This window comes from Acidovorax sp. 100, assembly GCF_003688355.1.
GTDB classification, from domain to species: domain Bacteria; phylum Pseudomonadota; class Gammaproteobacteria; order Burkholderiales; family Burkholderiaceae_C; genus Acidovorax; species Acidovorax delafieldii.
On the sequence record NZ_REFD01000001.1, the window covers coordinates 62,188 to 87,997 of the forward strand.

Consider the following 25,810-nt stretch of genomic DNA (forward strand, 5'->3'; position numbering starts at 1 on the left):
GGTCAGTAACGATCAGTCGTTGGCGTAAATGTCCACGTCCTTGGTTTCCTTGATGAACAGGCCACCGATCACCACCGTGGCACCGGCGATGATGATGGGGTACCACAGGCCGTTGTACATGTTGCCGGTCTGGGCCACGATGGCAAACGCCGTGGTGGGCAGCAGGCCGCCGAACCAGCCGTTACCGATGTGGTACGGCAGGGACATGGACGTGTAGCGGATGCGGGTGGGGAACATTTCCACCAGCATGGCGGCGATGGGGCCGTACACCATGGTCACCAGCAGCACCAGGTAGGTCAGGATGATGGTGACCATCACCTTGTCGATGCGTGCAGGGTCGGCCTTGGTGGGGTAGCCAGCGGCCTTCAGGTCGTCGGCCACGAGCTTCTTGAACTCGGCGTCCTTCTTCTTGGCTTCGTCAGCGCTCAAGCCCTTGCTGGTGTACGAGGGGATTGCGGTTTCGCCAATCTTGATGCTCGCCACCGTACCGGCGGGAGCCACAGCGTTTTCATAGCTCACCGAAGCGCCAGCCAGCACCTGCTTGGCGATATCGCACGAGCTGGTGAACTTGGTGGTGCCGGTGGGGTTGAACTGGAACGAGCACTCGGCAGGGTCAGCGGTGATCACCACCTTGTTCTTGGCCTGGGCTTCAGCCAGGGTAGGATTGGCCGCCTTGGTCAGTGCACCGAACACAGGGAAGTACGTCAGCGCGGCCAGCAGGCAGCCTGCCAGGATGATGGGCTTGCGGCCAATCTTGTCCGACAGCGAACCGAACACGATGAAGAACGGCGTACCAATCAGCAGCGACACGGCCACGAAGATATTGGCGGTGGCGCCATCGACCTTCAGCGCTTGCGTCAGGAAGAACAGCGCATAGAACTGGCCCGAATACCACACCACGGCCTGGCCGGCGGTCAGGCCCACCAGTGCCAGGATCACGATCTTCAGGTTCTTCCACTGGCCGAAGGATTCGGTCAACGGTGCCTTGGAGGTCTTGCCCTCGGCCTTCATCTTCTGGAAGGCAGGCGATTCGTTCATCGACAGGCGGATCCAGACCGAAATGGCCAGCAGCAGGATCGACACGATGAACGGAACACGCCAGCCCCAATCACCAAAGGCTTCTTCGCCCAGCACGGTGCGGGTGCCCAGGATCACCATCAGCGACAGGAACAGGCCCAGCGTGGCGGTGGTCTGGATCCAGGCGGTGTAGGCGCCGCGCTTGCCGTGCGGTGCGTGTTCGGCCACATACGTGGCAGCACCGCCGTATTCACCGCCCAGTGCCAGGCCTTGCAGCAGGCGCAGGGCAATCAGGATGACGGGAGCGGCCACACCGATGGACGCGTAAGTCGGCAAGATGCCCACGATGAAGGTGGACAGGCCCATGATCAGGATGGTGACCAGGAACGTGTACTTGCGGCCGATCATGTCGCCCAGGCGGCCGAAGAAGATGGCGCCGAAGGGACGAACAATGAAGCCCGCCGCAAACGCCAGCAGCGCGAAGATGAACGCCGAACCGGCATCCAGACCGCTGAAGAACTGCTTGGCGATAATGGCTGCGAGCGAGCCGTACAGGTAAAAGTCGTACCACTCGAAAACGGTGCCGAGCGACGAGGCGAAGATGACCTTCCTCTCTTCGGGCGACATCGGCCGCGGTGCGGGATGAACAGTTGCCATGGTGTGTGTCTCCTATTGGTGTTACAGACCGCACTGCGGCGGGCTGCACGCATTCTTGGAGATGGCACTGACCACCCTCTGACGCGAAACCAACAAGAGCTTTCATCAAACTGACCGCTCTCTGACAACTTAGGGTGAAACCCGCAGCACCCCTTTCAGCATCCGGAAATTGCTCAGGGCTTGCCGGGTAAACCCGATGGGAGCTGGCTGACAGCGTCCCAGGCGGGGCCGTCGAACCAGGCGTCGCCGTCGAGGTAGGCACGCAGCATGGGCAGGCCGTCGAGCCCCCAGAACAGCTTGCCGTCCACCCCAAACGCGGGCACGCCAAACACACCGGCTGCTTGCGCGGCTTCGGTGTTGGCGCGCAGCAAGGCCTTGGGGCCATCGCTGTTCACGTCCTGCCCGGGGCGCACCTGCTCCGCCAGCGCCTCGGCCAGCGTGGCCAGGCGCGCAGGGTCCAGCGCGTCGGCGCCGCCTTGCCACACGTGCCGCAGCACCGTGCCCACCACGTAGCGGTTGATGCTGCCGTCGTCGCTGCAGGCCAGGGCCTGGCGCAGCAGGGGCAGCGGGTTGAACGGGTGGCGCGCAGGCATCTGCAGTGGCGTGCCTTGCGCATGGCCCAGCCAGGTCACATGGCGGTAGGTCCAGTCGCGCTTGGGGGCAATGCCCGCAGGGCCGGGGTTGCCGTGCTGCTGCAGCAGGGCACCCAGCAGCACGGGCTGGTAGGTCACGCTGTAGGTCAGCCCTTCCAGCACCTCGGGCAAGCGCTCAAACGCCAGCCAGGCATAGGGGGAAATGAAGTCCAGGTAGAACGTGATGCGCTTCATGCCTCGGTCTCCGGCACGGGCCAGGCAATGCCGGCGCGTTGCAACAACTGCGCCCAGATGGCGCGCCGCTGCGGAGCGTCGGCACGCGACCAGGCGCGGATTTCATCCAGCGTGCGAAAGCAGCCTTCGCAGTGGCTGCGGTCGGGCGTCATGCGGCACACCGAAATGCAGGGCGAAGGCACTGGCTCGGCACTTTTGGGGTCAAATTGGCCGGTAGCGCTAGTCTCTTTTGCCTTGACAGCTAGCAAATCAATAGCATTCATGCGGCCGCCTGGGGCGCAGACGCGTCTGCCACCGGTGCTTGCACCACGTCCACCACGGGTGCGCCCGTCAGGCGCTGCAGGTCGCTGGGGTGCAAGGGGAACACGCCATGGGGGTGGCCTGCTGCGGCCCACACCACGTCAAAACGCAGCAGGTCCTGGTCAATGAGCGTGACGGGCGGCGTGGCATGCGCCACGGGCGACACGCCGCCAATCGAGAAGCCGGTGCGCGATTTCACAAACTCGGCATCGGCCCGACCGATCTTGCCGCCCACATGGGCTTCCACTTTTTTCTCGTCCACGCGTCGGTCGCCCGATGTGACCACCAGCACCGCAGCATCGTCGCTCTTGCGCCGAAAGATGATGCTCTTGGCCACCTGCCCCACCAGGATGCCCAGCGCATCGGCGGCCTGCTGCGCGGTGCGCGCGGCATCGTCCAGCATCTGCGGCAGGTGCGGGTGGCCGCGCCGCTGCAGTTCGGCAGCCACACGCTGTACGCCCTCGGGCAGGTTCTTCAGTTCGGCTCCACACATTCGCGTTGTCTCCAGCAGGTCCACAGGGGGGGGGCGTGATTCGGTCGGGTCTCCCTCTATTTTGCCGCGCGCCATGGCCTCCCTCGCACCCCGGCCCGCATGTCCCTGCACGGCGCTCCGGCACCCGGGCCAAATCAGGCCACTTTACAAACAGGAAATGTGTGCGCCCCACAATGCGCCGAACCTTCCCAACCCAACCGCTCCCACGCCCATGAACGATGCTGCGTTGTCCCCGCTGTGCCCGAGCCTGCCCGCGACCTCCCCTGCCAACACTGTGCCGGGCCGCCCCGCCCTCGGGGCATTGCCATGCCGGGGAGCGTTGCTGGGGCTGCTGCTGATCGCGGGCATCTTGTCCGGCTGCAGCAAACCCAACGAGGCCCCCGCACCGGCCAAGGCCGCCCCTGAAGTGGGCGTGGTCACGCTCAAGCAGCAAAGCCAGCAGCTCGAAGCCGCCCTGCCCGGCCGCACCCGCGCCTCGCTCACGGCCGAGGTGAGACCCCAGGTGTCGGGCATTCTGCAAAAGCGCCTGTTCACCGAAGGGATGCTGGTGCGCCAGGGCCAGCCGCTGTACCAGATCGATGACGCCTCGCTGCGGGCCACCGAAGCCAGCGCGCAGGCAGCCCTGGCCAAGGCCGAGGCCACCGCGCGCACCCAGGAGGCCACGGCCAAGCGCAATGCGGAGCTGGTGAAGATCGACGCCATCAGCCAGCAGGCGTTTGAAGAAAGCCAGGCTGCGGCCGCCCAGTCGCGCTCCGACGTGGCCGTGGCCCAGGCCAACCTGGCCACCGCCCGCATCAACCTCAAGTACAGCCGCATCGAGGCACCTATCAGTGGACGCATCAGCCTGTCCAACGTGACGCCGGGGGCACTGGTCACGGCCAACCAGGCCGATGCGCTGACCTCCATCGTCCAGCTTGACCCGATGTACGTGGATTTCACCCAGTCCACCACCGAGCTGATGCAGTTGCAGCGGGACTGGGACGCAGGCCGCTTCCAGAAGGTCGAGGGCGACAAGATCCCCGTGCGCATCCGCCTGGACGACGGCACCGAGTACGCGCAACGCGGCCAGCTGCAGTTTGCCGGCGTGATCGTGAACGCCACCACCGGCACCGTCACGCTGCGCGCCGTGGTGCCCAACCCCAAAGGCACGCTGATGCCCGGCATGTACGTACAGGCGCTGCTGCCCACCGGGCTCGCGCCCGAAGCCCTGCTGGTGCCCCAGCAGGCCGTGACCCGCGACCTCACCGGCAAGCCCAGCGTGCTGGTGGTCAAGGAAGGCGATGTAGTGGAAAAACGCCCGATCAGCATCGACCGGGCGGTGGGCAACCAGTGGCTGCTGCAAGGCGGACTGGCTGCCGGCGAGCGCGTGGTGACCGAAGGGTTCCAGCGCGTCAAACCGGGCGACAAGGTGCGCGCGGTGGAGGTGGATCCCAAAGCCCCCGCCAAGGGCCGCAAGGGAGCCACAGGCGCCGACGCGCCGCCCGCTGCAGGTGCCGCGCCCGCCTCGGCCCCTGCCCCAGCGGCCTCCCGCTGAGCACGAAGGACGCAGCACATGGCTCAGTTCTTCATCAACCGGCCCATTTTTGCCTGGGTCATCGCCATCATCATCATGCTGGGCGGTGCGCTGTCCATCGTCACGCTGCCGCTGGAGCAGTACCCCGACATCGCTCCGCCACGCGTGACCATCGGCTCGCAATACACCGGCGCCTCGGCCGAGACGGTCGAAAACTCGGTCACGCAGATCATCGAGCAGCAGCTCAAGGGCATCGACAACATGCTCTACATGAGCTCGACCTCGGATGCCTCGGGCCGCTCGCGCACCACGCTCACCTTCGCGCCCGGCACCAACATCGACGTGGCGCAGGTGCAGGTGCAAAACAAGCTGCAGGCCGCCACCAACCGCCTGCCCGACGCCGTCAAGAGCCGGGGCGTTTTCGTGAACAAGGGCGGGCAGGACTTCCTGGTCACTTACAGCTTCTTCTCCAAAGACCCCTCCATGAGCGCCGTGGACATCGGCGACTTCCTGACCAGCAGCCTGGTGGACGTGATCGGCCGCATCGACGGGGTTGGTGACGTGACGGTGTTCGGCACCAACTACGCCATGCGCATCTGGATGGACCCGGCCAAGATGGAGAAGTACGCGCTGATGCCGTCGGACCTGGTCAATGCGCTCAACGCCCAGAACGCCCAGGTATCTGCCGGCCAGCTGGGCGCCCTGCCCGCAGTGTCCGACCAGCAGCTCAACGCCACCATCACCGCCCGCACCAAGCTCAAGACGGTGGAGCAGTTCGAGGCCATCGTGCTCAAGTCGGCGCTCGATGGGTCAGTGGTCACCGTCAAGGACGTGGCCCGCGTGGAGCTGGGCGCCGAGAACCTGACCGTGAAGGCCAAGCTCAACGGCATGCCCGGCGCAGGCATGGGCATCGTGCTGGCCGACGGCGCCAACGCCATGCAGGTGGCCGACGCCATCGCCGCCAAGCTGGCCGAGCTCAAGCCCTACTTTCCCAACCAGATCGACTACTTCGTGAGCTCGGACTCCACGCCCTTCGTGCGCGCATCCATCAAGGAAGTGGTCAGCGCACTGGGCGAAGCCATGATCCTGGTGGTGATCGTGATGTTCGTGTTTTTGCAGAACTTCCGCGCCACGCTGATCCCCGCCATTGCCGTGCCGGTGGTGCTGCTGGGCACCTTCGGGGTGCTGTCGCTGGCGGGGTATTCGATCAACACGCTGACCATGTTTGCCATGGTGCTGGCCATCGGCCTGCTGGTGGACGATGCGATCGTGGTGGTCGAAAACGTCGAGCGGGTGATGCACGAGACCGGCCAGTCGGCCAAGGAGGCCACCCGCCAATCCATGCGCGAAATCACGCCCGCCCTGGTGGGCATCGGGGTCACGCTGTCGGCGGTGTTCGTGCCCATGGCGTTCTTTGGCGGCTCTACCGGCGTGATCTACCGGCAGTTCTCCATCACCATCGTGGCGGCCATGGCGCTGTCGGTGTTTGTGGCGCTCACCCTCACCCCGGCGCTGTGCGCCACGCTGCTCAAGCCCGCAGCCGCGTCTGCCGGGCATGACCGGCCCATCCGGCGCGGCCTGCTGGGCCTGAACGACCGGTTCTTCCGCTGGTTCAACCACCATTTCGACGCCACTTCGGCACGCTACCAGGGCACAGTGGCCTACACCCTGCGCCGCACCAAACGCATGGTGCTGATCTTTCTGGCGGTGTGTGGCGTGGTGTGGCTGCTCATGGCGCGCCTGCCCACATCCTTCCTGCCCGACGAAGACCAGGGCTTCCTGTACGTGAACGTGAACCTGCCCTCGGGCGCCGCCGATGCGCGGCTGCAGAGCGTGCTGGACCAGGTGCGCGACTACTTTGCGCAGCAGCCCGATGTGCTGAGCTTCTACCAGGTCTCGGGCATCAACGGAGACCAGGCCTCGGCACGTGGCTTTGTGCGCCTCAAGCCCTGGGAAGACCGCACGCTGCCCAACCAGGCCGCCGCGCAGATTGCCTACAAGGCCACGCGCGACCTGGCCTCCATTCGTGACGCGCGGGTGCTGGTCGTCATGCCGCCGGCCGTGCGGGGCCTGGGCTCCAGCTCGGGCTTCAACTTTGTGATCAAGGACATGAACGGCCTGGGCCACCAGGCGTTGCTGGCGGCCACCAACACCTTCCTGACCGAAGCGCGCAAGCGGCCCGAACTGACCAACCTGCGCATGACCAACCTGGAAGATGCCAGCGAGCTGCGCCTGGAGATCGACGACCGCAAGGCCGCCGCGCTTGGGCTTTCGTACAACGACATCAACAGCGTGCTCTCCAGCGCCATTGGCGGCACCTACGTGAACGACTTCCTGAACAACGAACGGGTCAAGCGCGTGTACATCCAGGGCGACGCCCCGGCGCGCATGCTGCCGCAGGACGTGGCCCGCTGGAGCGTGCGCAACAGCAAGGGCGAGATGGTGCCGTTTGGCGCGTTCTCCACCAGCTACTGGGCCTACGGCTCGCCGCAGCTGCTGCGCTACAACGGCAACCCTGCGTACGAGCTGGAAGGCCGTGCGGCACCAGGCGTGAGCTCGGGCGCCGCTATGAAGATCGTGGAAGACATCCTGCGCACGCTGCCTCCCGGCATTGGCTACGAGTGGACGGGCGCCTCGCTACAGGAACGCCAGTCGGGCGCCCAGGCTCCCATGCTGTACGCGATCTCGATCCTGTTCGTGTTCCTGTGCCTGGCGGCCCTGTATGAGAGCTGGACCGTGCCGCTGTCGGTGATCCTGGCCGTGCCGCTGGGCGTGGTGGGCGCACTCGCCGCCACCTACACCCGAGGCCTGACCAACGACGTGTACTTTCAGGTGGGGCTGCTGACCACCGTGGGGCTGGCGTCCAAAAACGCGATCCTGATCGTGGAGTTTGCGGTGCAGCTGCAGGAGCAGGGGAAGAACCTGTTTGACGCCATCGTCGCGGCCGTGCGCCTGCGCCTGCGGCCCATCCTGATGACCTCGCTGGCGTTCGGCTTCGGGGTGATCCCGCTGGCCATCGGCACCGGCGCGGGTGCAGGCGGGCGGGTGGCCATCGGTACCGCCGTGCTGGGCGGCATGCTGGCTTCCACGGTGCTGGGCATCTTCCTGGTGCCGGTGTTCTTCCTGCTGATCCGCCGCTGGTTCAAGAGCCGGTCGCGCAGCGAGGACAACGCACCGCCACCGCCTGCCACCACCGTACCGAACCCCACTCAGGAGAGCGCAGCATGACGCGCCCACCCTTTTCTCCACGCCGCCAGCGCCGGCCTGCCGCCATCGCTGCAGCCCTGGCCACCGCCGCACTGCTCGCGGGCTGCAACCTGGCTCCCATGCACCAGACCCCCGCCCTGCCGGTGCCTGACACCGTGGGCACCACCAGCGTACAGCCGGCCGTGGCCAGCGACGCCAGTCTGCAGACGGCAGCGGCGCTGGGCTGGGTGCAGGCCCAGCCGCTGCGCGATGTCATTGCCCTCGCGCTGTCGAACAACCGCGACCTGCGCGTGGCCGTCGAGACCATCGAACGGGCCCGCGCCCAGTACGGTATCACCCGCGCCGACCTGTTGCCCAGCGTCACCGCGCAGGCTCAGGCCAGCCGCGCGCGCACCGCCGCCGGCATGAGCAGCGCCACAGCCCCTGCGCAGGTGGCCACGCAGTACACGGCACAACTGGGGTTTGCCAGTTACGAGATCGACTTCTGGGGCCGCGTGCGCAACCTCAACGAGGCAGCGCTGCAGCAGTTTCTGCAGAGCCAGCAGAACCAGCGCAACATCCAGACGGGCCTGATTGCCGATGTGGCCAACGCCTGGCTCACCCTGGCCGCCGATGAAGCCCGGCTGCAACTGGCGCGCGACACCCTGGCCAGCCGCGAAAAGGCCTATGCGCTGACCGAACGCATCCACGCCATCGGCTCCACATCGGGACTGGTGCTGGCCCAGGCGCAGACCACGGTGGACGCCGCACGCGGCGATGTGGCGACCTACCTGGCGCAGGTGGAGCGCGACCGCAACGCCCTGCAACTGCTGGTGGGAGGCCCGGTGCCTGCCGCCCTCTGGCCCACCGCCAGCACGCTGCGTGCTGACGCGCAGGCCCCGGCGGCCTTGCAGCCCGTGCCGGTGCCACTGGCGTCCAGCGTGCTGCTCGCCCGCCCCGATGTACAGGCCGCCGAAAACGCCCTGCGCGCCAGCGAAGCGAACATCGGCGCTGCGCGGGCGGCCCTGCTCCCCACCATCAGCCTCACGGCCAATGTAGGCACCGGCAGCCGCGAGCTGGACGGCCTGTTTGGTGCAGGCAGCGGCACCTGGAGCTTTGTGCCGCTGGTCCGCCTGCCCATCTTCGACGCCGGCCGCAACCGCGCCAACGTGCAGGTGGCCGAGGCCAACCAGCGCATCGCGGTGGCCCAGTACGAAAAGGCCGTGCAGACCGCGTTCCGCGAGACCGCCGATGTGCTGGCCGACCGCGCGCAGTGGGACGAGCGCATTGCCGCACAGACGCGGCTGGTGGCCTCCACCCAGAAGGCGTTCGACCTGTCGGAGGCACGTTTCAAGGCCGGGGTGGACAACTACCTCACGGTGCTGGATGCGCAGCGCAGCCTGTATGCAGCGCAGCAGACCCTCATCGGTCTGCGCCAGGCCGAGCAGGTCAACCGTGTGACGCTGTGGAAGGTGCTGGGCGGCACCCCGGACGCCGGTTGACGGCGGCCGGGTGCAGATGGATCAATAGTCAGCCCGCGCGCTTGGTCAGCAAGGCATTGGCCGCGCGTGAGTTGGGCTTGCGATCCAGAAAGCCGCTGATGTAGGCCCCAGCATCGATGAGCTGGTCCAGGTCGATGCCGGTCTCAATGCCCATGCCCTGCAGCATGTACACCACGTCTTCGGTGGCCACGTTGCCGGTGGCGCCCTTGGCATAGGGACAGCCGCCCAGCCCGGCCACGGACGACTGGAAGTTCCACACGCCCAGCTCCAGCGCGGCCAGCGTGTTGGACAGCGCCTGCCCGTAGGTGTCATGAAAGTGGCCCGACACCTCGTCGATGCCAAAGTGCTGCAACGTGGCCTCCAGCGCCTTCTGCACCTTGCGCGGCGTGCCCACGCCGATGGTGTCGGCCACGTCCACACGCTGCACGCCAATGCCCTGGAGCAGGCCTGCGAGATACGCCACGCGCTCGGGCGCAATGTCGCCTTCGTACGGGCAGCCCACGGTGCAGCTCATGGCGCCGCGCACACGGATGCCGGCGGCCAAAGCAGACTCTACCGCAGGGGCAAAACGCTCGATGCTCTCGGCAATGCTGCAGTTGATGTTGCGCTGGCTGAAGGCCTCGCTGGCGGAACCGAAGACGACGATCTCGTCGGGTTTGTCCAGCAATGCCGCCTCAAAGCCCTTGAGGTTGGGCGTGAGCACCGAATACGCCACGCCTGGCTGGCGGGTGATGCCCGCCATCACCTCGTGGTTGTCGGCCATCTGCGGCACCCACTTGGGGCTGACGTAGCTGGTGACTTCGATCTCTTTCAGACCGGCCTGCTGCAGGCGGTGCACCAGCTCGATCTTGACGGCGGCGGGCACCGGGGTCTTTTCGTTCTGCAGGCCGTCACGGGGGCCGACGTCGATGAGGCGGACGCGGGAGGGAATGCTCATGGGGCTACCAAGGGTGGATCAAGGAATGCCGCCATTGTCTCGCCACCGCCTTCACAGGACCACCCCATATCGTGCCAGACCATTCGCCGGACGCGCCATCAGCCAGCCCGGGTGTGATCACCCTCAACCTCTTGCCGCAGCAAGGCCACCATGGCCTGCGCCGCCAGCGACAGCGGCCGCCCTCGCAACGTGATCAGCCCGATGGGCCGGTGCAGCACCGGCGCCTTGAGCGGGCGTGTGACCACCTCGGGCCGGCGCACCACCTGGGCGGCCAGCTCGGGTAGCGCGCTCACACCCAGCCCCGCTGCCACCATGGCCGCAATGGTGGCCAGGTGCTCCACCTCGTAGCGGGGTTCAAAGCGGATGCGGTGTGTCAGCAGGGCCTCTTGCGCGTATTGCCGCACGCTGGTGCCTGCGGGCATGGAGATGTGGGGCAGCTCGGCCACATCGGCCCAAGCAACGGCGCCTCGCCCACGGGCCAGGGGGTGCGTGCGCGGCATCAGCAACACAAAGCGATCGGACACCAGCGGGGTGTAGTCCAGGTCCGCATAGGCGGGGTTGGCGGCGGTGAGGGCAAAGTCCACGCGCCCGGCACGCACCATGTCAAACGCTGGGCCCGCCAGGCTGTCGATCAGCTCCATCTGCACGCCCGGGTGCTGTGTGGCGAACCGGGCAAACGCGCGCGGCACGGCCCCGGCTGCCAGCGACGGCAGCGCCGCCAGCGCAATGCGACCCACCTGCAGCTGCGCCACCTCCTGCACGCGGCGCACGGTCTCCTCGATCTGGTGGCGCAGAAACCGCGCCTGCTCGGCAAACACCTCGCCCGCCAGCGTGAGCTGCACGGTGCGCGTGGTGCGCTCGAACAGGCGCACGTCCAGCATCTCCTCCAGCCGAGCCACCGTGCCCGACACCGCCGACTGCGACAGGTGCATCTGCAAGGCCGTGCGCCGAAAACTCAGCGTCTCGGCCAACGACAGGAACACATCCACCTCGCGGGCGGACCAATTGATCTTCATAGCCGATCAGTCTATCGAAAAAGACGTCTGGACCGCGCAATGCGAGCCCCCTAGACTGAATTCGACGCAAGCACACCGCTTGAACAGATTGAGAGCAACAAGGAGACACGATGGAGAACAGTTCGCCGCGCAGCGCGCGCACCGTGGTGGTAGGCGGAGGCACCATGGGGGCCGATGTGGCCGTGGTCCTGGCCCGTGGTGGCGCACAGGTCACGGTGGTGGACCCCCACGCCGCCCGCCGCGAACACTTGCGGCCGCACATTGCGCAGGAGCTGGCCGCCGCAGGCCAAGCTACCCACGCCGGCCCGGTGCAGGTGTGCGCCAGCCTGCAGGATGTGGACTGGAGGGGCGTGGTGCTGGTGGTGGAATGCATCACAGAGCAACTGGCAGCCAAACAAAAGCTGTTTGCCGAGCTGGAAACCGTGGCGCCCCCCAACGCCGTGCTGGCCAGCAACAGCTCGGGCTTTCCCATCAGTGCCATCGCCCAGGGGCTGGCCACGGCGCAGCGCATGCTGGGCCTGCACTTTTTCATGCCCGCCCACCTGGTGCCGCTGGTGGAGGTAGTGCTGGGCGGGCGCAGCGACCCGGCCCTGGGCACCTGGCTGCACGCCTTCATGCGTGGCTGCGGCAGCGTGCCGGTGCTGGTCAAGAAGGACAAGCCCGGCTTTCTGGCCAACCGCATGCAGCATGCGCTCTCGCGCGAGGCGTTTGCGCTCATCGACGAAGGCATTGCCTCGCCCGAAGACGTGGACGCCGCCGTGCGCTTTGGTTTTGGCTTCCGCTTTCTGGCGGCCGGGCCGGTGCTGCAGCGCGACCACGCGGGCATTGAGGTGCACACCGCCGCCGCCGCCACCATGTACCCCACGCTGTCCAACACCGACGTGCCTGCCCAGGCGCTGCGCGACAAGGTGGCCCAGGGCCAGCTCGGCATGAAGACGGGCAAGGGCTTTTTTGACTGGCCCGAAGACCGCAAGCAGGCCGAGCGCGCGCGCTACGACACGCTGCTGCGCCAAGGCCTGGCCCTGCTGGCGAGCGAGCTGCCCGCCATCGAGCCCCCTGCCGACACGTCACAGACGGACACCCCAACGACCACTGGAGCCCGCGCATGAGTGCATCGCCCGCATCACCCACCATTGCCAGCCAGTGGGTTGACCCACTGATCGTGACCGTGGCGCCCAACGGCGCCTACAAGCAGCCCGCCGACCATCTGGCCGTGCCCATTACACCGGCCACGCTGGCCACCACGGCCAAGGCCTGCCTTCATGCCGGCGCGGCCATGCTGCACATGCACATCCGCGACGCGCAAGGCCGCCACAGCCTCGATGTCGAAGGCTACCGCGAGGCGCAGCGCGTGGTGCGCCAGGCCGTGGGCGACGCGATGGTCATCCAGATCACCAGCGAAGCCGCAGGCGTGTACCAGGCCCCCGCGCAGATCGCCATGGTGGAGGCCCTGCAACCCGAGGCCGTGTCCATCGGACTGCGCGAAGTAGACAAGCCCGAGATCGGCGAAGCCGGACTGCAGCGCTTCTTCACTGGCCTCGCCCAGCGCCGCACCATGGTGCAGGTCATCCTGTATGACGTGGCCGACCTGCGCCGCTGGCAGGCACTGCGCGCCAGTGGCGTGGTGCCGGATGCGCCTTGGTTCCTGCTGTTTGTGCTGGGCCGCTACAGCGCGGGCCAGACCTCCAGCCCGCGCGACCTGCTGCCTTTTCTGAACGCCCATGACGGCAACGAGCCCTGGGCCGTGTGCGCCTTCGGAGCGGCAGAAAACGCCTGCGTGGCCGCCGCCGCCGTGTTTGGCGGCCACGCCCGCGTGGGGTTTGAAAACAACCTGCTGTGCAAGGACGGCAGCGTGGCCCCCGACAACACCGCACTGGTGCGCCAGGCCGTCGAAGCGGCCGCCGCGCTGGGCCGCCCGCTGGCCACCGCCGCCGACATCCGGCAGCGCTTTGGCGCAGGCTGAGCGGCACCGCTCCATCGCGCTCCCCATCCATTGACATCAACCCGCAGCAGACGGGCTTTATCCATCCCCACAGGAGACAGACATGCACCACCACCACCTTCACTCGTCCACGCATCGCGGCGCCCGGCGCGCCGTGCTGCACGCGGCCCTTGCCGTGCCCCTGGCGCTGGGCATCGCAGGTCACGCTGCGGCGCAGACGGCCGCCACAGCCTTCCCCAGCAAGACCATCCGTTTTGTGGTGCCCTACCCGCCCGGTGGACCCACCGACCTGATGGCCCGCATGCTGCAGCCCGAGCTGCAAAGCCGCCTGGGTGTACCTGTGGTGGTGGACAACAAGGGCGGCGCCGGCGGCAACACCGGCAGCGCCGAGGTGGCCAAACAGGCGCCAGCGGACGGCCACACGCTGCTGCTGGCCGCCAGCGGCCCGATGGCGGTCAACCCCTCGCTGTACGCCAGCATGCCGTTCAACCCGCTGTCCGATCTGGTGCCGGTGATCCAGCTGTCGGCATTTCCGCTGGTGCTGGAGGTGCATCCCTCCCTGGGCGTCAAGACACTGGCCGAGTTCCTGGCCATGGCCAAGGCCGGAAAGCCGGTGCTGAGCTACGCGTCTGCCGGCAACGGCACACCGCAGCACCTGGCGGGCGAGCTGTTCAACACCACCGCGGGCGTGAAGATGGGGCACATCCCCTACCGTGGCGCTGGCCCCGCGCTCAACGACCTGATCGGCGGACAGGTGAACGTGATGTTCGACATCGTCGGTAGCTCCCTGCCCCACATCCAGGCGGGCAAGCTCATCCCGCTGGCCGTTACATCCAGCGAACGCGCCAAGGTGCTGCCCAATGTGCCCACCATGGCGGAGGCCGGCATTGCGGGCTACCAGATCACCGGCTGGCATGGCATTGCGGTGCGCGCGGGCACCCCGCAAGCCACCGTCGACAAGCTCAACGCCACGGTGAATGCGATCTTCAAGGAACCCGCGTTCCGCACCAAATGGGAAGCCATCGGCACGCCCGTGGTGGGGGGCACGGCGGCAGACTTTGGGGCGCTCATCAAGGCCGACGCGCAGCGACTGGGCAAGCTGGTGCGCGATGCCGGCGTGACGGTGGATTGAAAAGGCACCCCCTCTGTGCCCGCACACAGAGGGCTATGCGACAGACCTGGGGCGCAAGCGCAGCAACAGCCAGCCCAGCGCCATGCCAATGGCGCTGGAGAGCAGCATCACTGCACCGATCACGATCTTCACGGTGGTGGAACTGCGGATTTCCGCCTGCGCCGGGTCCTTGGCGGAGTAGCGCACCGAAACAGTCTCACCCACTTTGTGGATGGCCTGCTGCTGGCGTGCGACCGAATCCGTGAAGCTGTAGGTTCGCCCATCGCCCGCCACAAACTCCACAATGCTTTTCTTGGCAAGCCCCCGGCGGTGGGATGGGCCTGTCATGATTTCTTCATGCGCCACCACCCGGCCCTTGGCGGTGTGCGTGTCGCCCAGCATGTTCATGCCAGAGGCCAATAACCACGCCGCACCCAGCGCGGTCAAGGCGCTGGGCACCAGCAGGATCCAGCCCAAAAGACCAAAGAAACGACGGAACGTGGAGGTGCTCATGCCCTCCATTCTCTACGCTCGCGAGCGCGTGGACCGGCGGCTTCAGTAGCCTCGCGCGGGGTTCACGATGCCCGCCACCGCCTCGCCGTGCTCCAGCGCCACCATCTTGCGTGCGATCTGGGCAATGCTCTCGTCGCGCAGCGTGCGCGCCGAAGTGTGGGGCGTAACGGTGATGCGTGGGTGCGTCCAGAACGCATGGCCCGCGGGCAACGGCTCGGTGCGGAACACATCGAGCGTGGCTCCAGCCACATGGCCGCTGTCGATGGCGGCCACCAGGTCTTCGTCCACCAGGTGCGCGCCACGCGCCACATTGATCACATAACTGCCGGGCAACAAGCGGCCCAGGGTGTCCTTGTTGATCACGTTGGCCGTATCAGGCGTGAGGGGCAGCAGGTTGACCAGCACACGGCTCGCGGCCAGAAAGTCATTGAATTGATCTGCGCCCGCAAAGCCGCGCACGCCGTCGATGGCCTTGGGGCTGCGGCTCCAGCCGTTGATGGGAAAGTCAAACAACGCCAGCGCCTTGGCAACCCGCTCGCCCAGCACGCCCAGGCCCATCACACCGACGGGATAGTCGCTGCGCAGGCGTGGCTTGCGGTAGCCCCAGCGGCCCGCCTGGGTGTCGGCCTCATAGCCATCAAACTCGCGGAAGTGGCGGATGACCGCGTGGCACACATATTCGGCCATCTGCACGGCCATGCCCGCATCATCCAGCCGCACCACCAAGGCCTGGGGCGGCAGGCGCAGCTTGAGCAGGGCATCCACCCCTGCGCCGATATTGAAGAGCGCCTTGAGGCCAGGCTGTTCGTCCATGAACTGCTGGGGTGGTGCCCAGACCACGGCGTAGTCGGCCTGCGGGGCGCCGGGCTGCCAAACAGAAATCTCAACGCCGGGCAGCGCGGCGGAAAAGCCCTGGAGCCAGGGCTCGGGCTTGGCATCGGTACAGCAAAAGGTGATTTTCATGGGGCCCAAGCGTAGCCGCATTGGGCCCCCTGCGCTGTCACCTGCAGACGACTCGGGACACTACTTGGCTCAGGCCTTGTCGGCGGTTACCAGCTTGAGCAGCTCTGCCCCCTCGGTCACCTGGTCGCCGGGCGCGTACAGCAGCTCCTGCACCACGCCGTCGGCTGGGGCGGCAATGGTGTGCTCCATCTTCATGGCCTCCATCACCGCCAGTGGCTGCCCCTTGGCAACCTTGTCGCCCGCCTTCACGGCAAACGACACCACCTTGCCGGGCATGGGGGCCGTGAGGCGTCCGCCTTCAGCCGCTGCCTCGCCCGCGTGGGCCAGCAGGTCGATGGCGGTGATCTGCGTGGCGCCCAGCGGGGTGAACACATGGTCCACCTCGCCCTGCGCATACACGGCAGCGCGCGTGCGCTGGCCAGCGAACTGCAACTCGATGGCGCCCTGGGGCGCTGCGCCAAAGACCAGCGGCCCGGCCACCGCCGCATCGCCCTCGCCCACCTTCAAGTGCAAGCCGCCACCGCGCTCGTAAGTCAGCAGCGCCTTGGCGTGTTCACCGCCAAATTCAAATTCAAACCGGCGCTGCACCACGCCATGCGTGTGAAAGCCGTCGCGGCGGCTGAACGGGTCCACGCCCTCGTTCGTGCGCTCATTCAGCAAGGCCTGCGCCACGGCCGCCGCAGCGGCCAGGGGCAAGCCCACGGGCTCCTGGTGGAACAGCACGGCCTGCTCGCGCGGGATCAGCGCCGTGTCCAGCTTGGCGCTGGCAAACGCATCGGTGCGTGCCACGCGGCGCAAAAACTGCACGTTGGTTGCCAGGCCCACGATGTGGGTCTGGGCCAGCGCCTCGTCCAGCCGCGCCAGCGCCTGTTCGCGCGTGTCGCCGTGCACGATGAGCTTGGCCACCATGGAGTCGTAGAACGGGCTGATCGCATCGCCCTGTCGCACGCCGGAATCCACGCGCACCGCGCCGCGTTCAAACGTCACGCAATCGGGCAGCGCATACACATTGAGCGCACCGGTCGCGGGCAGGAAGTTGTTGTCCGGGTTCTCGGCACAGATGCGGGCCTCGATGGCGTGGCCTGTGATGCGCAGGTCTTGCTGCTGGAGCGGCAAGGGCTCGCCCGACGCTACACGCAGCTGCCACTCCACCAGGTCGAGGCCGGTGATCGCCTCGGTCACAGGGTGCTCCACCTGCAGGCGGGTGTTCATCTCCATGAAGTAGAACTTCATCTGCTCGGGCGCGTCGTAGCCGCCGGGCTGCTCGACGATGAACTCCACGGTGCCCGCGCCCACGTAGTTCACAGCCTTGGCAGCGGCCACAGCGGCCTCGCCCATGCGGGCGCGCAGCTCCGGCGTCATGCCGGGGGCAGGCGCTTCTTCCAGCACCTTCTGGTGGCGGCGCTGCACGGAGCAATCGCGCTCAAACAGGTACACACAGTTGCCGTGCGTGTCGCCAAACACCTGGATCTCGATGTGGCGCGGGCGCTGCACGTACTTTTCGACCAGCACCGCGTCGTCACCAAAGCTGTTGATGGCCTCGCGCTTGCAGGAGTCGAGCGCCGCCGCAAAGTCCTCGGCTTTGTCCACGGCGCGCATGCCCTTGCCGCCACCGCCGGCGCTGGCCTTGATGAGCACGGGGTAGCCAATGCGGTCGGCCTCACGCTGCAGCAGGGCCGGGTCCTGGTCGGCGCCGTGGTAGCCGGGCACCAGGGGCACCTGTGCCTGCTCCATGAGGCGCTTGGACTCGGCCTTCAGCCCCATGGCATTGATGGCGCTGGCGGGGGGGCCAATGAAAACCAGGCCCGCGTCGGCACAGGCCTTGGCGAAGTCTTCGTTCTCGCTTAGAAAACCGTAGCCAGGGTGGATGGCCTGCGCGCCCGTGGCCTTGGCGGCCTCGATGATGCGCTCCCAGCGCAGGTAGCTGTCCTTGGGTGCGCTGCCGCCAATGTGCACGGCCTCGTCGCACACGGCCACGTGTTTGGCGTTAGCGTCGGCGTCGGAGTACACGGCGACGGTTTTCACACCCAGGCGCTTGGCAGTCGCTGCGACACGGCAAGCGATCTCGCCACGGTTTGCAATAAGGATCTTGTTGAACATGTTTAAGCCACCTTGGCAGAACCAGAAAAGAAAGAGGACAAGCGCCGCACGACGGCGCACAGAAACTTGAACAGCACCACCAGCAGCAGCACCGACACGACCACCATCACCACCAGCGCGATGCCAAACGCCACTGGGTGCTGCGTGGCCAGCCAGACCACGGCCACGACCAGGCCGTCTTCAAAGAACGACAGCCCCCAGTTGGAAAACGGCTCGGGCGAGGTGTTCACGGCAGCGCGGGTGGTCATCTTGGTGGCCAAGGCCGTGGCAGAGAGCGAGCCGCCCAGCAGTCCCGCCACCACGGCCATGGTCGCGTTGTCGGCACCGAACACGCCGTAGGCCAACGCAGCGCCCGCAGGTACGCGGATGAAGGCATGGATGGCATCCCAGGCGCTGTCCACCCAGGGCACCTTGTCGGCAAAAAACTCCACCATCAGCATGAAGCCGCTGACCATCAGCACCAGCGGGTGCTGCAGCATCGCCAGGCCTGGCGGCAGGGGCATCCAGCCCAGCACGCCCATCATGCCGACCAGGAACACCACGGCATACAGCCGGAACCCGCTGGCCCAGCCCAGTGCGGCGGCCAGCGCCAGCAGGCTGGGCATGTCGAGCTTCGCAGTTGCTGTGGCTGCCGCGTCGCCCACGGCGCGCGCGGTGCCGCCATCCACATGCAGCCCCAGCGTGTGGAGCCACTGCACGATGTTGAACCAGAGGGTGTCCATAGCCTGCTTGTACTGATCAGCCCAACCAGGCGGGTTTGCGCTTGTTGAGGAAGGACTGCACGCCTTCCTTGCCCTCATCGCTGGCGCGGATGTCGGCAATGCCCTGCACCGTGGCGGCGATGAGGCCCGCGTTGATCTCCCGCTCTGCCACATCCATCACCAGCTTCTTGCACACGCGCACAGCGTTGGGGCTGGCGCTGGTCAGGGCCTTGAGCAGTTCGTCCACTTTGGCGTCGAGCTGGTCAGCCACCACGACCTCGTGCACAAACCCAATGCGCAAGGCTTCGGCCGCGCCAAAACGCTCTGCCGTGAGGAAGTAGCGGTGCGCAGCACGTGCACCCATGGCACGGATCACATAGGGGCTGATGGTGGCGGGGATGAGCCCCAGCTTCACCTCGCTGAGGCAAAAGCCTGCCGTGTCCACGGCCACGGCCATGTCGCACGCGGCCACCAAGCCCATGCCGCCTGCATATACATCGCCCTGCACGCGGGCAATCGTGGGCTTGGGGCATTCGTAGATCACGCGCAGCATCTCGGCCAGCTTGCCTGCATCGGCGATGTTTTCGTCGCGCGTGTAGTCGGCCATGCGGCGCATCCAGTTGAGGTTGGCACCGGCGCAAAAGGCAGGGCCTTCTGCGGCGAGCACCACGGCGCGCACATCGGCACGCCCACCCACATCTTTGAAGGCGGCGGTGATCTCGGCAATGACCTCATCGCTGAAGGCGTTGCGAATCTCAGGCTGCGTGAGCGTGATGCGCGCCACGGCGCCGGTTTGGGTGATGGAAAGGTTCTGGCTGCTCATGGCTTGGACGGGTTTTGCAGAAAGTAGACAAGGTCCAGCTCGGGACAGGGCTGGCCCAGCGCGGTCAATGCCGCAGTGATCTGACCCCGGTGGTGCGTTCCGTGGTTGAACACGTGCGCCAGCGTGGCCGCAAACGGCAGCGATGCCGCCGTGCCACGCATGGTGGTGTAGTCGAGCGTGCCGCTCCAGCGATCAGGCGAGAACGAAGCAATCAACGGTGCCCAGCGGGCAGCGCCTTCGCGCAGGCGGGCATCCAGCTGCGCGCGGTCGCGCTCCAGTTCGGCATCCAACGCCACCTGGGGCGAGATGCCTTCGGCAAAGCGCACGAACCACAGATGGTGCTCGCCCACCAGCAGGTGGTTGAGCGTGCCGTGGATGCTGTGGAAGAACAACCCCAAATCGCGCCGGTAGTCCTCTTCCGGCAGCGCCCGCACGGCATCAAGCAGGCGCGCCGTGGCCCACACGTTGTAGCGTGCCAGCTGGGTGAAATGCGCAACAGCGTCCATGGCGGCTCCCGGCGGGTTACATACGGAAGAGGCCGAACTTGGTGTCTTCGATGGGCGCATTGCGCGTGGCGGCCAGCCCCAGCGCCAGCACACGGCGGGTGTTGGCCGGGTCGATCACGCCGTCGTCCCACAAGCGCGCAGTGGCGTAGTAGGGGTGGCCCTGGTCTTCGTATTGACGGCGGATGGGGGCCTTGAAGGCTTCCTCCTCCTCCATGCTCCACTGGCCGCCCTTGCCTTCGATGCCGTCGCGCTTCACCGTGGCCAGCACGCCTGCGGCCTGCTCGCCGCCCATCACGCTGATGCGCGCGTTGGGCCACATCCACAGGAAGCGGGGCGAGTACGCGCGGCCGCACATGCCGTAGTTGCCCGCGCCAAAGCTGCCGCCGATGATGATGGTGAACTTTGGCACGCTGGCCGTGGCCACGGCCGTCACCATCTTGGCGCCGTTGCGGGCGATGCCTTCGTTCTCGTACTTGCGGCCCACCATGAAGCCGGTGATGTTCTGCAGGAACACCAGCGGGATCTTGCGCTGGCAGCACAGCTCGATGAAGTGCGCGCCCTTGAGCGCCGACTCGCTGAACAGGATGCCGTTGTTGGCGATGATGCCGACCATCATTCCCTCGATGCGCGCAAAGCCCGTGACCAGCGTGGTGCCGTAGCGTGCCTTGAACTCGTCGAACTCGCTGCCGTCCACGATGCGCGCAATGATCTCGCGCACGTCAAACGGCTTGCGCGTGTCCACGGGGATCACGCCGTACAGCTCGTCTGCTGCGAATTTAGGAGCTACCGGCGCATGATCTGCGGTCGCCTGCGGCTTGTTTTTATTCAAATTGCGCACTGCATTGCGTGCCAGTTGCAGCGCGTGCATGTCGTTCTGCGCCAGGTGGTCGGCCACGCCCGACAGGCGGGTGTGCACGTCACCGCCGCCCAGGTCTTCGGCCGTCACGACCTCGCCCGTCGCGGCCTTGACCAGCGGCGGGCCACCCAAAAAGATGGTGCCCTGGTTCTTGACGATGATGGACTCGTCACTCATGGCCGGCACGTAGGCACCACCCGCCGTGCACGATCCCATGACCACCGCGATCTGCGAGATGCCCATGGCGCTCATGTTGGCCTGGTTGAAGAAGATGCGGCCGAAATGGTCGCGGTCAGGAAAGACTTCGTCCTGGTTGGGCAGGTTAGCACCGCCCGAGTCCACCAGGTAGATGCAAGGCAGGTGGTTCTGCTGCGCCACTTCCTGCGCGCGCAAATGCTTCTTGACGGTGAGCGGGTAGTAGGTGCCGCCCTTCACCGTGGCGTCGTTGCACACGATCATGCAGTCCACGCCGCTCACGCGGCCAACGCCCGCAATGAGCCCCGCGCTGGGCGCGTCGTTGTTGTACATGTTGAGCGCGGCCAGCGGCGCCAGTTCGAGGAACGGCGTTCCCGGGTCCAGCAGCATCTGCACGCGCTCACGCGGCAGCAGCTTGCCCCGCGCCGTGTGCTTGGCGCGGGCCGCCTCACCGCCGCCCTGGGCGACCTTGTCGAGCTGCGCGCGCAGGTCATCCACCAGTGTGCGCATGGCGGCTGCATTGGCCAGAAAGTCCGCCGAGCGGGCATTGAGTTGGGTGTCGAGAATGGTCATACGTTGTGGCTCTTTCAAGCGGTTTTCTGTTCTTCCAGGCCCAGCTGGTCCTTCATCTCGTCGCGGATCTTGAACTTCTGGATCTTGCCCGTCACCGTCATCGGAAAGCTGGTGACAAAGCGGATGTAGCGCGGCACCTTGTAGTGCGCAATCTGGCCCTTGCAGAAGGCGCGGATGTCGTCCTCGGTGGGCTGCGTGCCGGGCTTGGCGATGATCCAGACACAGAGTTCTTCGCCGTACTTCTGGTCGGGCACACCCACCACCTGCACGTCCTGCACCTGCGGGTGGCGGTACAAAAATTCTTCGATCTCGCGCGGGTAAATGTTTTCGCCGCCCCGGATCACCATGTCCTTGATGCGGCCGACGATGTTCACATAGCCCTCGGCATCCATGGTGGCCAGGTCGCCGGTGTGCATCCAGCCGCCGTCGTCGATGGCCTCGCGGGTCTTGGCCTCATCGCCCCAGTAGCCGTGCATGACGGAATAGCCTTTGGTGCAGAACTCGCCGCGCTGGCCGATGGGAACGATGGCGCCCGTGTCAGGGTCCACGATCTTCACCTCCAGGTGCGGCTGCACCTGGCCCACGGTCGATACGCGCTTATCCAGCGGCGTGTCGGTGCTGCTTTGGCAGCTCACAGGGCTGGTCTCGGTCATGCCGTAGGCAATGGTGATTTCGCGCAGGTTCATCTGCTCCACCACACGCTTCATCACCTCGGTGGGACAGGGCGAGCCCGCCATGATGCCGGTGCGCAGCGTGCTCAGGTCGAACTCGGCAAAACGCGGGTGATCCAGCTCGGCAATGAACATGGTGGGCACGCCGTGCAGGCCGGTGCAGCGCTCGTCCTGCACCGTCTGCAGCACGGTGATCGGGTCGAATCCGTCATTGGGGTACACGATGGCAGAGCCATGCGTGAGGCAGGCCAGGTTGCCCAGGACCATGCCAAAGCAGTGGTACAGCGGCACGGGGATACACAGCCGGTCTTCGGGCGTGAGCTTCATGCATTCGCCGATGAAGAAGCCGTTGTTCAGGATGTTGCGGTGCGTGAGCGTGGCCCCCTTGGGGAAGCCCGTGGTGCCGCTGGTGAACTGGATGTTGATGGGGTCGGTGGCACTCAACGTGGCTGCGATCTGCGCCAGGCGCGGGTCGGCCGCATTGCCGCGCGCCAGCAGGTCGGTAAAACGCAGCAGCCCGGGCTCGTCGGCGCCCTGCCCCGCCTCATCGATCCACACCACCGTGTTCAGGTGGGGCAGCTTCACGGAGCCCAGCTGGCCTGGCTGCTGGTGGTGCCACTCGGGCGCCAGCTCGCGCAGCATGCCCAGGTAGTCGCTGGTCTTGAATCGGGCCATGGTCACCAGCAGCTTGCAGCCCACCTTGTTGAGCGCGTATTCCACCTCAGACGTGCGGTAGGCCGGGTTGATGTTGACCAGCACCAGGCCCACCTGGGCGGTGGCCAGCTGCATCAGCACCCATTCGGCATTGTTGTGCGACCAGATGCCCACGCGGTCTCCGGGGGTGAGCCCCATGCCCAGCAGCGCGCTGGCCAAGCAGTGGGCTTCAGCCTGCAACTGAGCGTAGGTGTAGCGGCGGCCCTGGTGCACGCTAACCAGCGCCTCGCGCTCGGGCTGGCGGGCCACCATGTCGGCAAAGAAGGCGCCGATGGTCTGCTCGATCAGGGGAACATCGGTGGCGCCACGGGCGTAGCTCTCCACCAGCGGTGCGGATTGTGTTGTGGCTGCAGTCGTCACGGGTTTGTCTCCTCGGTCATCCGGCCAGCGCAGGCAGTACGCGCACGGCGGGCGGGCAATTAGCAAGCTTGGGCAAGCATAGAAGCCCACGCACCGGCCGGGTTGCCACAATGGTTGCAAATCGTGCCACGGCTGGCACACTCTGTGGCGTGAAACTGCTCGCCCCACCCGCTCCCCGCCTGCCCGCACCCGCTACAGCCCCCTCCTCCACGCCCATCGCACCTGCGGCCACGCCTGTAGCGTTCGTGCGGTCCATTGTCCTGGCCTACGAAGCGCGCGGCAAGAGCCCCGACCACGCCCTGGCCCAGGCACAGATTGCGCCGCAACTGCTGCAGGACGACAGCGCCCGCATCACCGCCTGGCAGATGGAGCAGATCTCCGACGCCGCCATGCAGGAGCTGGACGACGAAGCCCTGGGCTGGTTCAGCCGCCGCCTGCCCTGGGGTAGCTACGGCATGCTGGCGCGCGCCAGCATCAGCTCGCCTACGCTGCAGGTGGCCCTGGCCCGCTGGTGCCGCCACCACGGCCTGCTGGCAGACGACATTGCGCTGCACCTCACCACCCAGGGCGACACCGCCACCCTGGCCATCACCGAGGCCCGCGACCTGGGCGCGCTGCGCGAGTTCTGCCTGGTCTCCGTATTGCGCAACGCGCACGGCCTGGCCTGCTGGATGGTGGACTCGCGCATTCCGCTCATTGCCGCAGAATTTGCCTTTGATGCGCCCCCGCACGCCGATGCGTATGCCGTGCTGTTCCGCGGCCCCGTCACCTTCCACGCGCCACGCACCGCCATCCACTTCGACGCCCGCTACCTGCACCTGCCCCTGCGCCGCGACGAACAGGCCCTGCGCCAGATGCTGCAGCACGCCCTGCCCCTGACGGTGCTGCACTACCGCCGCGACCGCCTGCTGGTGCAGCGCGTGCGCCAGCTGCTGGGCGCCCCCCTGCCCGGCCAGCCCGCCCATGCGCTACCCCAGCACAGCGCTGAATCACTCGCCGCGCTGCTGCATGTATCGCCACGCACACTGCACCGGCAATTGAAGGAAGAAGGCGCCACGCTGCAGGGCCTGAAAGACGAGGTGCGCCGTAGCCGCGCGGTGGAGCTGCTGCACCGCACGCAGCGGCCGATCAAGCAGGTGGCGGAGGCGGCGGGGTTTGAGAACGAGAAGAGTTTTATCCGGGCGTTCCGGGGGTGGACAGGGAAGTCGCCAGCGGAATTTCGGAGGGACCAGGAGACAATTCCTAGATGACTGATTCTCGCAATCATCACTACATACCCCAAGGCTACTTACGCGGCTTCGGCTGGAAGCGCGGCAAGCACCACATGGTGATAGTCCACGATTTCAATGACAAAAAAACTTACGAAACCAACACACGCAACGTCTGCGCTCAGCGCGATTTCATGCGATTCGAATTCAACGATCGCGCGCCTGACTGGCTCGAGACCGAATTTGGAAAACTCGAATCGAGGTCAGTGACGGCAATACGCGAAGTGGTGTCTTCAGGGATATTTGACGGCGAAAACAAGGACTACATACTCAACCTGATGGCACTGCTTGCAGTGCGCTCGCCCGAGCAACGGGAAAATATGCGGGAATTTCAAGCGCGCGTGGCGCAGCGCATGATGGACTTGGTGCTCGCGAAGAAAGAGCACTGGGAGTCTCAAATGGAGGAGATGAAAGAAAAATCTGGCAAGTCATCTCTAGTGACGTACGAGGAAGCAAAAAACTTCCACATGCGAGGCGAATACAAAATCGAGGTCGCACGCGAACGCCATATTCAAACTGAGATCGGTCTGCATCACACAGTGTTGCAATTGCTTGGCCAGCGGAAGTGGACCTTGTACATCGTGTCCGGAGACTATGGCGAATTCATCACTACGAATCGACCTGTCGTTATCGCTTACATCAATCCCGAAAACGTGCCATTGCTCCTGCGACACAGCCCAGGCTTTGGCCTCAAAAACACTGAAATCTATTTTCCACTGACAAGTCGCGCGCTCCTGATAGGTCGTTGGACTGGGAATGAGGCGACAGTCAACCCAGCAAATCAGCCGTTCATAGGGGTGATGAACAACCAAATGATTCAGCACTCTTACGGGCTGGCTATTTCTTCATGCCGCACAGTGCTCTACCACGACCCACTATTTCGCCTTAGATTCGATGACCAAATAATCAACAGATTCACAACTCCCCCAAGTGCGGAAGAGATAGCACAATTCAAAGCCAGTCACGGAATCGCAGACATCTCGGAAGCTAGTCAGGCAGATTGATCGACGCCAGCTAGAACAAGAAGTTGCTTGCCTATTGATCACGCTGAAACTAGACAACGACG

The 25,810-nt window shown here is 66.0% G+C and carries 22 protein-coding genes; 8 read left to right on the forward strand and 14 right to left on the reverse strand.

Annotated elements, in window-relative coordinates; all coding sequences use genetic code 11:
• Positions 1 to 12: 12 nt before the first annotated feature.
• The 4 genes from C8C96_RS00285 to C8C96_RS00300 form a co-directional block, all read right to left on the reverse strand.
• Positions 13 to 1,674, reverse strand: a complete 1,662-nt coding sequence (locus tag C8C96_RS00285; RefSeq protein ID WP_121941069.1) for an MFS transporter — start codon at positions 1,672 to 1,674, stop codon at positions 13 to 15.
• Between the two features lie 173 nt (positions 1,675 to 1,847).
• Positions 1,848 to 2,501 carry a 2-hydroxychromene-2-carboxylate isomerase gene (locus tag C8C96_RS00290; RefSeq protein ID WP_121941070.1) on the reverse strand — a complete coding sequence of 218 codons (654 nt, stop codon included), beginning with the start codon at positions 2,499 to 2,501 and terminating at the stop codon, positions 1,848 to 1,850.
• Positions 2,498 to 2,764, reverse strand: coding sequence for a DUF1289 domain-containing protein (locus C8C96_RS00295; protein ID WP_121941071.1), 267 nt, complete (start codon positions 2,762 to 2,764; stop codon positions 2,498 to 2,500). Before C8C96_RS00295 ends, C8C96_RS00290 begins: the two co-directional genes overlap by 4 nt.
• Positions 2,761 to 3,294, reverse strand: coding sequence for a YbaK/EbsC family protein (locus C8C96_RS00300; protein ID WP_121941072.1), 534 nt, complete (start codon positions 3,292 to 3,294; stop codon positions 2,761 to 2,763). The genes C8C96_RS00295 and C8C96_RS00300 overlap by 4 nt, the downstream gene beginning before the upstream one ends.
• Before the next feature lie 211 nt (positions 3,295 to 3,505).
• Between C8C96_RS00300 and C8C96_RS00305 the strand changes: the two genes are divergently transcribed.
• From C8C96_RS00305 to C8C96_RS00315, 3 genes are read left to right on the forward strand one after another with little or no spacing between them, the layout of a single operon-like run.
• A complete protein-coding gene (locus tag C8C96_RS00305) occupies positions 3,506 to 4,828 on the forward strand; it encodes an efflux RND transporter periplasmic adaptor subunit (protein WP_233584120.1) in 1,323 nt (440 codons plus the stop codon).
• 18 nt (positions 4,829 to 4,846) lie between these two features.
• On the forward strand, positions 4,847 to 8,035 hold the full coding sequence (locus C8C96_RS00310; protein WP_121941073.1) for an efflux RND transporter permease subunit: 3,189 nt from the start codon (positions 4,847 to 4,849) through the stop codon (positions 8,033 to 8,035).
• Positions 8,032 to 9,495: an efflux transporter outer membrane subunit gene (locus tag C8C96_RS00315; protein ID WP_121941074.1), complete on the forward strand. Its 1,464-nt coding sequence runs from the start codon at positions 8,032 to 8,034 to the stop codon at positions 9,493 to 9,495. Before C8C96_RS00310 ends, C8C96_RS00315 begins: the two co-directional genes overlap by 4 nt.
• 28 nt (positions 9,496 to 9,523) lie before the next feature.
• Here the strand turns inward: C8C96_RS00315 and C8C96_RS00320 are convergent, their stop codons facing one another.
• Entirely contained in the window at positions 9,524 to 10,432 is a 909-nt protein-coding gene (locus C8C96_RS00320; RefSeq protein WP_121941075.1) for a hydroxymethylglutaryl-CoA lyase, read from the reverse strand.
• Positions 10,433 to 10,530: 98 nt separating this feature from the next.
• Positions 10,531 to 11,448 carry a LysR family transcriptional regulator gene (locus C8C96_RS00325; protein WP_121941076.1) on the reverse strand — a complete coding sequence of 306 codons (918 nt, stop codon included), beginning with the start codon at positions 11,446 to 11,448 and terminating at the stop codon, positions 10,531 to 10,533.
• Positions 11,449 to 11,558: 110 nt separating this feature from the next.
• Here C8C96_RS00325 and C8C96_RS00330 point away from each other — a divergent pair, with 110 nt between their 5' ends.
• The 3 genes from C8C96_RS00330 to C8C96_RS00340 all read left to right on the forward strand — a co-directional run bounded on the left by C8C96_RS00330 (position 11,559) and on the right by C8C96_RS00340 (position 14,522).
• Positions 11,559 to 12,557 carry a 3-hydroxyacyl-CoA dehydrogenase family protein gene (locus C8C96_RS00330; protein ID WP_121941077.1) on the forward strand — a complete coding sequence of 333 codons (999 nt, stop codon included), beginning with the start codon at positions 11,559 to 11,561 and terminating at the stop codon, positions 12,555 to 12,557.
• Positions 12,554 to 13,411, forward strand: a complete 858-nt coding sequence (locus tag C8C96_RS00335) for a 3-keto-5-aminohexanoate cleavage protein (RefSeq protein WP_121941078.1) — start codon at positions 12,554 to 12,556, stop codon at positions 13,409 to 13,411. The genes C8C96_RS00330 and C8C96_RS00335 overlap by 4 nt, the downstream gene beginning before the upstream one ends.
• Before the next feature lie 82 nt (positions 13,412 to 13,493).
• On the forward strand, positions 13,494 to 14,522 hold the full coding sequence (locus C8C96_RS00340) for a tripartite tricarboxylate transporter substrate binding protein (protein WP_121941079.1): 1,029 nt from the start codon (positions 13,494 to 13,496) through the stop codon (positions 14,520 to 14,522).
• Between the two features lie 33 nt (positions 14,523 to 14,555).
• Here C8C96_RS00340 and C8C96_RS00345 read toward each other — a convergent pair whose 3' ends face one another.
• The 8 genes from C8C96_RS00345 to C8C96_RS00380 form a co-directional block, all read right to left on the reverse strand.
• The gene (locus C8C96_RS00345; RefSeq protein ID WP_121943802.1) at positions 14,556 to 15,014 is read right to left on the reverse strand and encodes a DUF3592 domain-containing protein; all 459 of its coding nucleotides are present in this window, start codon (positions 15,012 to 15,014) and stop codon (positions 14,556 to 14,558) included.
• A gap of 42 nt (positions 15,015 to 15,056) precedes the next feature.
• The gene (locus tag C8C96_RS00350; protein WP_121941080.1) at positions 15,057 to 15,977 is read right to left on the reverse strand and encodes a glyoxylate/hydroxypyruvate reductase A; all 921 of its coding nucleotides are present in this window, start codon (positions 15,975 to 15,977) and stop codon (positions 15,057 to 15,059) included.
• 69 nt (positions 15,978 to 16,046) lie between these two features.
• Entirely contained in the window at positions 16,047 to 18,077 is a 2,031-nt protein-coding gene (locus tag C8C96_RS00355; RefSeq protein ID WP_121941081.1) for an acetyl/propionyl/methylcrotonyl-CoA carboxylase subunit alpha, read from the reverse strand.
• 2 nt (positions 18,078 to 18,079) lie between these two features.
• A complete protein-coding gene (locus C8C96_RS00360) occupies positions 18,080 to 18,799 on the reverse strand; it encodes a DUF4126 domain-containing protein (RefSeq protein ID WP_121941082.1) in 720 nt (239 codons plus the stop codon).
• Positions 18,800 to 18,815: 16 nt separating this feature from the next.
• Positions 18,816 to 19,601: an enoyl-CoA hydratase/isomerase family protein gene (locus C8C96_RS00365; RefSeq protein ID WP_056057841.1), complete on the reverse strand. Its 786-nt coding sequence runs from the start codon at positions 19,599 to 19,601 to the stop codon at positions 18,816 to 18,818.
• Entirely contained in the window at positions 19,598 to 20,107 is a 510-nt protein-coding gene (locus C8C96_RS00370) for a DinB family protein (protein WP_121941083.1), read from the reverse strand. The genes C8C96_RS00365 and C8C96_RS00370 overlap by 4 nt, the downstream gene beginning before the upstream one ends.
• Before the next feature lie 16 nt (positions 20,108 to 20,123).
• Positions 20,124 to 21,731 carry a carboxyl transferase domain-containing protein gene (locus C8C96_RS00375; RefSeq protein WP_121941084.1) on the reverse strand — a complete coding sequence of 536 codons (1,608 nt, stop codon included), beginning with the start codon at positions 21,729 to 21,731 and terminating at the stop codon, positions 20,124 to 20,126.
• 14 nt (positions 21,732 to 21,745) lie between these two features.
• Positions 21,746 to 23,476 carry an AMP-binding protein gene (locus C8C96_RS00380; RefSeq protein ID WP_121941085.1) on the reverse strand — a complete coding sequence of 577 codons (1,731 nt, stop codon included), beginning with the start codon at positions 23,474 to 23,476 and terminating at the stop codon, positions 21,746 to 21,748.
• A gap of 110 nt (positions 23,477 to 23,586) precedes the next feature.
• On the opposite strand from C8C96_RS00380, the gene C8C96_RS00385 reads away from it, so the two are divergent.
• Together C8C96_RS00385 and C8C96_RS00390 are read left to right on the forward strand one after the other, a co-directional pair.
• Positions 23,587 to 24,726 carry an AraC family transcriptional regulator gene (locus C8C96_RS00385; RefSeq protein ID WP_233584121.1) on the forward strand — a complete coding sequence of 380 codons (1,140 nt, stop codon included), beginning with the start codon at positions 23,587 to 23,589 and terminating at the stop codon, positions 24,724 to 24,726.
• Positions 24,723 to 25,748 carry a DUF4238 domain-containing protein gene (locus C8C96_RS00390; RefSeq protein ID WP_121941086.1) on the forward strand — a complete coding sequence of 342 codons (1,026 nt, stop codon included), beginning with the start codon at positions 24,723 to 24,725 and terminating at the stop codon, positions 25,746 to 25,748. Before C8C96_RS00385 ends, C8C96_RS00390 begins: the two co-directional genes overlap by 4 nt.
• Positions 25,749 to 25,810: the final 62 nt, after the last annotated feature.